This is a genomic window from Candidatus Vampirococcus lugosii (assembly GCF_018420025.1).
Taxonomy (GTDB): Bacteria; Patescibacteriota; Gracilibacteria; order Absconditabacterales; family Absconditicoccaceae; genus Vampirococcus; species Vampirococcus lugosii.
In genome coordinates this window covers 1-10597 of record NZ_JAEDAM010000036.1, presented here as the reverse complement: position 1 = coordinate 10597, position 10597 = coordinate 1, and the positions used below count along the sequence as shown (strand labels likewise).

Below are 10597 nucleotides of genomic sequence, written 5' to 3'. Positions count from 1 at the left end.
TAATGAAAATAATGAAAATAATGAAAATAATGAAAATAATGAAAATAATGAAAATAATGAAAATAATGAAAATAATGAAAATAATGAAAATAATGAAAATAATGAAAATAATGAAAATAATGCAAATAATGAATTGGACAATATTTTTAATAAAGTTGATGATGGTATCAAAGATATAGATTCAATTATAAAAAAAATAAATACTTGAACTTTAAAAATAGAAGAAATATTGGATAATGAAGAAAAAATTAAAAATGTTTTTCAAAATTCTAATTGACTTTTTAAAATTATTAAAAGTTGAAAGAACAATATAAATGAAATTAAAAATGATTTGAGAAAATATTCAAATGAATTAAAAGAAATAAATAATGATTTAAAAAGAAAGAAAAAATACTGGTCATTAATATATGATGATTATAAAAAATTTCAAGATGATCCAGAAGGATTTGTAAGAAAAAAAGCTGATGAATACAAAAATAAAAAACAACAAGAATTTATTAAAAATTTAAAATCAAAAAATAATGATTTAAAAAGAAAGGAAAAATACTGGTCATTAATATATGATGATTATAAAAAATTTCAAGATGATCCAGAAGAATTTGTAAGAAAAAAAGCTGATGAATACAAAAATAAAAAACAACAAGAATTTATTAAAAATTTAAAATCAAAAAATAAAGATGAAATTGAAAAAATTATAAAAATAAAAAATATTATAGATAAACCTGAACAATTTATAAAAAATAAATATCTTAATGAAGAAAGTATAAAAAATCATCTCAAAAAAACAAAAAATTGATCAAAATTATTGAAAGTTTTTAACACTTATCAAAAAATTCAAACTATAAAAGATAAAATAAAAAATTATGAAAATAAAGGTATGTCACAAGTACAAGCAAAAGTTACTTGATATCTAAATGGAATTGCAAATGAACTTTTAAAAAATAATCCAGTAGATAAAACTATTGATACTGTTTGAACTATGGTGTCAAATGTTAGTAATATGGTATACAAAATATCTCCCAAGCTATCATTACAAATTGAAAAATTTTGAAATAAACTAAAAAATTTAAGACCTTGAAAATTATTAAATATAGATAAATGAATTGAAAAAATATCAAAAGATGTAGGTAAAAAAGTTTGAAAAATTATTGATTTTGTATCTTGAAAAGATAATCGTAATGATGAACAAAAACTAAAAGATGCCAAAAGAATGGTAGATATTTTAAAAGCTGATATACAATGGTGTGAAGAAAATAAATATAATTGTAATCAAGATTTAGATGATTTATATAGACAACTAAAATATCAAAAAGAAAAAATTGAAGAATTAAATATTATAAATAATTCTTTATAAAAAAATATTTTTTCTTATTATTCAAAATCTCATTTTTATTTATCTCAATTTATTTATATTTTTATTATATCATTATCGAGATTACATATTTTTATTTAAATATTCAATTATTATTTCTTTATTATTTCTATTATCAATATCTTGTATTACCCAATTCAAAGCTTTTTGTAATAAGATTCATACTTGAGGTCAAGGATTTATTTGCATTTCTTCAATCACGATATTACCATCAATTTTTAAATCTTTTTGTGTAAATTCTCATTGTTTTTCATATATTTCATCAATTAATTTTTTTAAATTTTGTAATACATCTACATTTTCTAACTGGAGAGGATTATATTGTCATCTTCTATCTGCTATACATATATCTATCAAATTTTGTAATTTTTTGTATCATATTGATGATAATAATTTTTTTATTTTTTTAATAATATTTTTTTCTTTTCAAGACAATATTTCTCAAGCCAATAAATGTTCTTTTACATAAAAACTAATAGTTTCACATTCTTTTTTGGAAAATCATAATTTTTTAAAATCTTGTAATGTCATATCTGCTCAACAAGTTGAATGGTTTATTCGCATAGAATGTATTTTTTTTCTTTCTTCTCTATCCAATAAACTTGAACAGTAATATTGATCCGGTTTACCTACATCATGATATAACATAGCAAATCTAACTAAAGGATCTTTATTTATAAATTGTATATTATAAAAACACAAAATAGTATGAGCATAAGTATCAAATGCATGATATCTTACAGGTTGATTATTATTTTTTGTCATATACAAATATGGGAATATATATTTTAATATATTTAATTCATCAAGCAATACAACAAATCCAAAAGGATTATCAGCAATAAAAACTTTCATTATTTCATCTTTAATTCTTTCTTTTGCTATAAATTGTACCAAGAAATAATTTTTTTTCATACTAGCCCAAGTTTCTCAATCATAATCAAAAAAAATAGTTTCTTTTATTTTATTTTTATCTTTTTTTATTTTTTGATTTAATATATTTGGAATTCTAACTCATCTTATAATTCTCAAAGCATCTTCTTGAAATCTAGAATCTGCTTCTCATACAGCTTTAATTTTTTTATTTAATATATCTTCAATACCTCACCAAGGATCTATTATTATACTTATATTTTTTTTATCAACAAAATCATTACTTATATTATAAGAATTATTTTTTATAATATCTTTCAAAATTTCTATATCAAGATTAGCATTTGGAAATAATTTATTGATCAATTCTTTATCTTTTATTATCAAAATATTTTTGTCTAAAAGAAAAACTTTTCAATTTTTTTTTAATTTTTTTATTAAATCTAATTCATCTTTTATCTTGTTATAATTAGGTTTTATATAATCTAAATCAATACTAAAATAGTAAAGACAATTTATTGTAAAATCTCTTCTCTTACTATCTAAAACTATATTATTTGTTCGATTTATTTTTCAAGGATGACGAAAATCATCATATTGTCATTCACTTCTCAATGGAGTTAATTCATATTTCACTTTTTCAATATTTGAATCTTGTCATTTGGGAACAATAGTTATTGTACCAAATTTATCAGTTTTAAAAATAGAAATTTCTTCTTGTTTTATTTGAGAAAATATAGTTTGCGGATCTTGATCCGTTGTAATATCTATATCTTTAGGATCTTTTTCAATATCCAAAAGTATATCTCTAATACTTCATCAAACTATAAAAATATTTTCTTTATTTATCTTTGTTTTCAAATATTTAAAATGTTTATCCAAAATATTAATTCAATCTAAATTAAGCATTTTTATAAAATTAATTAGTTTAAAAATAATTTTCTTATTATCAATAAATAATATATCTATTTATATATCATATTTCAAGAGGAAATTTATTAGTCTTGCAATTTAATATTTTTTTATATTTTTTTATATTTTTTAATTTAAAAATACCAAAAATTAATTTCAGTGCATTTTTAATGCAGAAACTTAGTAATAAACAATTTTAAACTAAAAATATTTTTATTTTAAAATTTCTATTATATTAACATCTTTAATTCCACAAATATATTTAACTTTTTTATTTCCACCATAATATCTACTAATAAGAAAAGATATTAAGTTGAAAATTTTTATAAAAAATATATTATATAAATAAATTTTAACACTTTTTATAAAAATTACTAAATGTATTATTATGTATACAAAAATATTAGTTTCTATTTTTATTTTAATTACAATTATTTATATAATAATTGGTATGTTATTATTTTTTAATCAAAAAACAATGTTATATTATCCAAATAATCAAGATTTTGATAAATGTGATGGATTTAATGAATATGAAAAAATAAATTTTAATGGAACAAGATTTTATTTCAAGAATAATAATAAAGATAAAGTCATTGTTTACTATCATTGAAATGCATGATCAGCTTGTGATAGAAGTTATTTCAAATCTATATTTGAAAAATCAAATGCCTCATTAGTTTTTGTTGAATATGCATGATATTCAAATGATACAGTTAGACCATCCAAGAATTTAATTCTTAAAGATGCTATAAATATTAAAAATTACATTGAAGAAAAATGATACAAAAAAATAATTATTTATGGCGAGAGTATTGGTTCTGGTCCTGCTAGCTATCATGCTAGTATATGAAATGTAAATAAATTAATATTAACTACACCTTTTTGAAAATTAGTTGATCTTGTTCAATCAAAATATATTATCTATCCTGCCAATATTCTTTTGAAAGAAAAATTTGATAACATTAAATACCTACAAAATTATGAAGGCTCATTATTAATTCTTCATTGAGACAATGATTTAGTAATACCTAACAAATTTTCTAAAAAATTATTTGAAAAAGTTCCTAGTAAAGATAAAAAATATATATTAATTAAAAATAAAGGACATAATAATATTTGGTCTTCTCCTTTATTTCAAGAAAAAATAATAGAAAATATAAAGTAAAGAATTTCAATACTTGTAGTTTCAAACTTTTAATCTAAAAAAAATAAGCTAGCAAATAGTTCGCCATTTTTATTTTGCAAGTTTTTTTATTATTTCTTGTATTTTTCAAAAATTTTATTATAAATTCATTAGTAAATAATAATTTTTTTTATACTTCTAATTAATAAAATTAAATATGTGAATCAAAATAAAAAATACGATAATAATTATATTACAAATACTTTTCTATATTTGCTTATTTATTTCTTTATTATTTTTTATAGCTTTTATTCTATGAGAAGAATCAGAATTTGAAGTCGTTTTGGGTTGATTAGTTATTAGTTCTTTTTTTTGAATGCCTTATATTATATTGAAATATTTTACCAAGTCATCAAAACAAAATAATACTAAATTAAATAATATTATTTGTCCTAATTGTTGAGCAAAAATTCAAAAAAAATGTAAAAAAGAATCATATATCAAATGTGATTATTGTTCAAACAACTTTTGGATTGACTAATAAATTTAAATATATTTTTATTATATTATCATAAGTTATATAAACTTACATATAATTACAAAAAAGATTCAGTTAAACTAATAAAAGATAATAGTACAGTGATTTTTGAAAACAAAAGATATTTCTTTATCAGAAATTAGTAGACATTCATTATTCACTCTTTTCTCTAATTTAGGTGCAGAAGATTAGTCAAAAAAATATTGACTTTTAAAATTTATTATTTATAAGAATTTACTTTTATATTTTATATATATAACATAAATTTTATTATGGTATTAAATACTTTATCAAATACTAAAAATATTTCAAATTTGAAAGAAGAATTAGAAGAGACAAAATTACAAAGAGATCTTGCTTATTCTATTTTTGATGTTTTAAAAAGTGAATGAATATTTGTTGTAGAAGACCTTGAAACTTGAATAATTGTTAAAAGTAATGCTATAGGTAGGAAAATTATTTATGATGCTACTTGAGTAAATATTATAGATTGAAAAACTTCAATGCACGATTTTCATAAAACACCAAAAAGATCGGCAACTAAATTATCTAATCTTAAACCCTGAGATAGTATGAGAAATGCAACAGTTCCAGCTTGAGATAGAATAGTTTGATCTAGTTCAAATGTTATTGAAATTTGAGGTAAAAAATATTATATATGAATATTTACTGATATTACTTCTGAAGTAAAAGAAATAAATCATATTAATAAACTTAGAGAATCTTTAATGTCTTTATATGAATTAATTGAATATTATTCTGAATTATGAATATCTCTTAAAATGACAAGTTGAATGGTAGAATTATCCAAAAATTGAGTTATAAATCAAAAAGATTTTATAAATTCTGCATTACAAAATTCTCTTAATAAATTAAACGAAGATTTAGCTCTTTTTTCTAGTGTTGTATGAAATAATGAAAAAGTACAAGAAATATCTAAACAAATTAAAATAATTTCTATAAATGGTTCTATTGAAGCTGCAAGAATATGAGATGAAGGTAAAGGTTTCTCTGTTATAGCAAATGAAACTAGAGAAATTTCTGAACTTGCATGAAATTTGGTTCAATGATCTATAAAAGACTTAAATAAATCTATAGAAAAATCAAAATTAGAAGCTGAAAAGATAGAATCTAATATATGAGATTTAATTAATGATAATACTATACAAGATGAATTAGATACTATATTATCTAATGTAGATAAACTTTTGACAAATCTTAGTTCAAAAATTTGATGAATGAATACTATATTGCATCAATTAATTTCTGACTTAAGAAATTTTTATCATGAAAAATTGGAATGACTTGATTTAGCAATATCACAAATTGAAATAGCTAAATTTGAACATTTAATGTTTATTATTAAATTTAATAATTTCATACTATGACAAAGTGATTTTGAAGTATCTGATCATAAGAGTTGTAATTTATGAAAGTTTTTGTATTCTTGAGAAATTGAACCTTATATGAATAATTTGTCTAAAAATTGAACTTATCAAAATTTATTATCTGAGCATGAAGAATTTCATTCTATGGCAAAAGCAATAAAAGATAAAATTGATAAATATTCAAAATCTCCAGATCTTGACTTATTAAAAGAAATATATGACTATATTAATACAGATTTAAATGCAAAAAAAGAATGAATTATTAAACATTTATCAGTATTGACAGACGAATTAAAATAAAATATTAATCTAAAAACTCATATAACACTTAACATATGAGTTTTTATTTTTATATTAATATTTTTTATAATAAATTTTAGTTTGAAAAAAAAATAAATATCTTTATATAAAAAATATATATTTTATATAATTAAATATTATGAAGATGTTAAAATATATTAAGAATATTTTTAAAACAAATATCAAACATAATATATGAGAAGAACTTACTGAGAAGCAAACTACTAAATGATGATATTTTTTACTTTTTCTTATGTTTTTTGCTATTATATCAACTTCACAATGGACTATAAATATAATACAAGATATACCAGATAAACCTCAAGATCTACCTTTTTGCATAGAAAGAATGATTAATACATTTGAAAACAAAAATTATTGGAATTATTACTCTAATAACTTGGAATGTTCAAACTACAAATTAATTTCTTCAAAACCTAAATATGATTTTACAAGTGAATATGATAAATTAATAAATGATTATAAAAATATAACAGAATTGAAACAAGAATTAAATGATCTTGAAAGAAAAAAAGAAAATATAGAAAATAATATTTCAAATACAAATAAAAATTATGATACTTCTTTAACTGAAGATATAGCCAACGAAGATAATAAAATATATGATAAATGAAGTATACAATATAAACTGCAAGAACTTTATCATGATTTGGAAAAAAATAAAAATCTTATTAATGATAAAGAAAATCAAATAACAAATTTGATAGATAAAAATAGTGTTGTAATAAGTAAATTAAGAGGAAAAATAGAAAGAGTAGAAAAAGAATATGATAAAGCATATCTTGTATATAGAATATATATAGCTATATTGAGCTTTATATTTTCAATTATAATATTTTTGATAGTTTATAAACTATATTCAAAATTAAAAAAAGAAAATAGTCCTTATTCTATAATATTTTCAGTTGCAAGTTTTGCTTATGGATTTATCTTATTACAAGTTATTCTTTTATTTTTATGGGATATAATTCCTCATAGAATTTTTGAATATATAGTAGATTTTTTGACTGCATTCAAACCTATTATTTATTTACTTCAATTTATATGGCCAGTTTTTATAATTTGAATTTTTTGATTTATAGTATATAAAATACAAAAAAGACTTTATAGTAAAGAAAATATTATAAAAAGATTTGTAGCAGACAAAAAATGTCCAAATTGTTGAAATCATGTTGATATAAAAAAACCATATTGTGCTCTTTGTTCTTATGAAATACAAATTGCTTGTCCTCATTGCAAAAAATATACTGTACAATGAATGCCTTTTTGTTCAAATTGTTGAAATAGTTTGACGGATAAAAAATAATTTATACTATAATAAATAATCTTTTGGAAAAGTTTGAAACTTCTCATTAAAAATAATTTTCAAGATACTTTTGACGAATTTGATTATCTATTTTGAGAAATTTATACAATATTAAAATTATTAAATTTACTTAAAGATAGCTAAAAAATATAATTTAGAATTAGATTATTCTTAAATATAAATTGATTTTAAAGAAAAAATATATATATAAAAAGTGTTTAAAATATTATAATAAAATATGAAAAGATTGAATATCATCCAATTTCTACCCTATTTTCCTCCACATAAGTGAGGACTTGAAACTCATGCTAAACAGTTTTGAGAAAAGTATAGAGAAAATAATTTTTGAGATGTTATAAATATTATCACTGATTTTGATCAAAAAGATAAGATATCTAAAGAAAATCAAATAACTTTTGAATGAAAATCTATATGATATATAGAAAAATGAGTTGAAAATCTTATAGTTCCAAGTTTTGAGATAATTTCAAATTTCCCAATGTATAAGATATGGTCAAAGGAATATAAACTTATCAAACAATATTTAAAAACAAAAAAAACTGATATAGTTATAACAAGAACAAGATTTTTCTTAACAAGTTTGATATGATGATTATTTGCTAGAAAAAATAATTTAAAATGGTGTCATATAGAGCATGGAAGTGATTATGTGAAGTTAAATAGTAAATTTAAAAGTTTTATAGCTAAGATATATGATAAAATAATTTGAAAATGGATATTTAAGAAAGCAGACAAGCTAGTTTGAGTTAGTAATGCTTGTAAAGATTTTGTACAAAAAGAGTTTATAAATAAAAAAGTGGAAGTTATATATAGATGAATGCAGTTTGATTTGAAAAGTAATGAAAAAGTTGAAAATCTAAAAGAAAGCTATCCTGGTAAGATAATAGTTTGATTTATTTGAAGACTTTATAAGTGGAAAAATATAGACACCTTAATAAAGGCTTATTATGATTTAGATGAAAATATTAAAGATAAAATACAAATTGTAGTTGTTGGTGAATGAGAAGATTTTGAAAGATTAAACAAAATAGATACTGAAAATAAGTTACAAGGTGAATTGCAAAGCAAGAGAAAGCACCCTGGAGTGTACTTTACTTGATGAAAATCTTTTCAAGAAGCAATAAATTTACAAAAACAATTTGATATACATTTTCATACCTCAAGTCCTGGTTGATGACTTGCAACTACTCTATTACAAGCTATGAATTTATGATGTTTTATAGTTTCTACTCCTTACGAGTGAGCTAAAGAAGTGGTAGAGGATAATAAAAATGGTATATTATTAAAAAATGATAGTTTAAAAGAGCTTAAAAAATGACTTATAGCATGAATAAATAGTTTAGATAAAAAAGAAAACTATTCTAGAGAAAATAAAAAAATTATAGAAACAAAATTTAATTGGAATGAAAATATAAAAAAATATTATAATTTATTTAATAGATAAAAAACTTTATATTTTTATTTTTAACAAGTATACTTGCTAAAAATTATATTTTATAAAAAATAGCAAATGGAGTTATTATATAAAAGAATATTAAAAAAGTTGATTTTATTTTAAAAATAATTATATTATCTATAGATAAAGAATAGAACTCTATTTAATTATTTACTTATAAATAACAAAATGTTTTCTCAAATCATAAAAGACAATCAAGAAAAGCTAAAAAATCTTAAACTAAAAAAAAGAAATTATAGTTTTGAGGAAGAAATTTTAGAATTAAACAAAATAGTTTCTTTTATATGACCTAGGAGGGTGTGAAAAACTTATCTTATGTTTCAATTTATAAAAGAACTTATAGATAAAAATTTATACTCAATAGAACAAGTAGTTTTTATAGATTTTTCAATATTTGCATGAGATAAGGTAGATCCTGAAGATATAATAAAAAGCTACTACTCTTTAGGAAACAATAAAAAACCCTTACTTGTTTTTGATGAGGTTCAAGATATAGAAAATTTTCAAAAATTAGTATTGCAATTATACACTCAATGATATCAAATCTTTATATCAGGTTCAAATTCAAAATTATTATCAAGTGAGTTAGTAACTGAATTTAGGTGAAGAGTGTATGAATACTTTGTAAATCCTCTTGATTTTAATGAAATACTTCATTTTAAAGATATAAAAAAAGAAAAAAAATATTCTTCTTCTACAAGGTGATATATAAAATCAGTTTTTAATGATATATTAAAATATTGAACCTTTCCTGAGCTTGTCATATCTAAAAATTCTATGGTAAAAACAGAGCTTTTAAAAATATATTTTGATATATTGTTTTATAAAGACCTAACTGAAAGATATAGTATAGAAAATGAAAAAGCTATAAGGTATCTGATAAAAAGAATAATACTTTCAAATACCAAAAGACTAAATCTTATTAAAATATACAATAATCTACAATCTCAATGAATTAAGATATGAAAAAATACTATCTATAATTATTATGAATATCTAAAAAACATATTTTTTGTTGAAGATATAAACAATTTTTATAAAAAAACTTCAAATAAATATCTATATAATTTTTGATTTTGAACTTTATTTTGATATATAGACAATCTTTGACAAAACTTTGAAAATCTTATTTATCTAAATCTAAAAACAAAATATAATAAAGTATTTTATAAAGAAGATGAAAATGAGATAGATTTTTACTTGCCTGATACAGATACAAATATACAAGTGTGTTTCCATTTAGATGAAACAAATATTGATAGAGAAGTAAAGCCTCTTTTAAAA

8 protein-coding genes are annotated in these 10597 nt (G+C 19.9%); 7 read left to right on the top strand and 1 reads right to left on the bottom strand.

What is annotated here, in order from left to right; all coding sequences use genetic code 25:
• The coding region (locus VAMP_RS03265) for a hypothetical protein (protein WP_213349195.1) at positions 1 to 1354 on the top strand (1354 nt) is incomplete at its 5' end.
• An 81-nt stretch (positions 1355 to 1435) separates the two neighbouring features.
• On the opposite strand, the gene VAMP_RS07075 is transcribed toward VAMP_RS03265, so the two are convergent.
• The gene (locus VAMP_RS07075; RefSeq protein WP_213349193.1) at positions 1436 to 3154 is read right to left on the bottom strand and encodes a tRNA nucleotidyltransferase/poly(A) polymerase-related protein; all 1719 of its coding nucleotides are present in this window, start codon (positions 3152 to 3154) and stop codon (positions 1436 to 1438) included.
• A gap of 481 nt (positions 3155 to 3635) precedes the next feature.
• Between VAMP_RS07075 and VAMP_RS03255 the strand changes: the two genes are divergently transcribed.
• From VAMP_RS03255 to VAMP_RS03230, 6 genes are all read left to right on the top strand, one after another.
• Complete coding sequence (locus VAMP_RS03255; protein ID WP_213349191.1) at positions 3636 to 4325, top strand: alpha/beta hydrolase; 690 nt, start codon at positions 3636 to 3638, stop codon at positions 4323 to 4325.
• Between the two features lie 175 nt (positions 4326 to 4500).
• Positions 4501 to 4824: a hypothetical protein gene (locus VAMP_RS03250; protein WP_213349189.1), complete on the top strand. Its 324-nt coding sequence runs from the start codon at positions 4501 to 4503 to the stop codon at positions 4822 to 4824.
• A gap of 269 nt (positions 4825 to 5093) precedes the next feature.
• Entirely contained in the window at positions 5094 to 6509 is a 1416-nt protein-coding gene (locus tag VAMP_RS03245; protein WP_213349187.1) for a methyl-accepting chemotaxis protein, read from the top strand.
• 139 nt (positions 6510 to 6648) lie between these two features.
• Positions 6649 to 7836, top strand: coding sequence for a zinc ribbon domain-containing protein (locus VAMP_RS03240; protein ID WP_213349184.1), 1188 nt, complete (start codon positions 6649 to 6651; stop codon positions 7834 to 7836).
• A gap of 238 nt (positions 7837 to 8074) precedes the next feature.
• Positions 8075 to 9301, top strand: coding sequence for a glycosyltransferase family 4 protein (locus tag VAMP_RS03235; RefSeq protein ID WP_213349181.1), 1227 nt, complete (start codon positions 8075 to 8077; stop codon positions 9299 to 9301).
• A gap of 180 nt (positions 9302 to 9481) precedes the next feature.
• The coding region (locus VAMP_RS03230) for an ATP-binding protein (protein WP_213349178.1) at positions 9482 to 10597 on the top strand (1116 nt) is incomplete at its 3' end.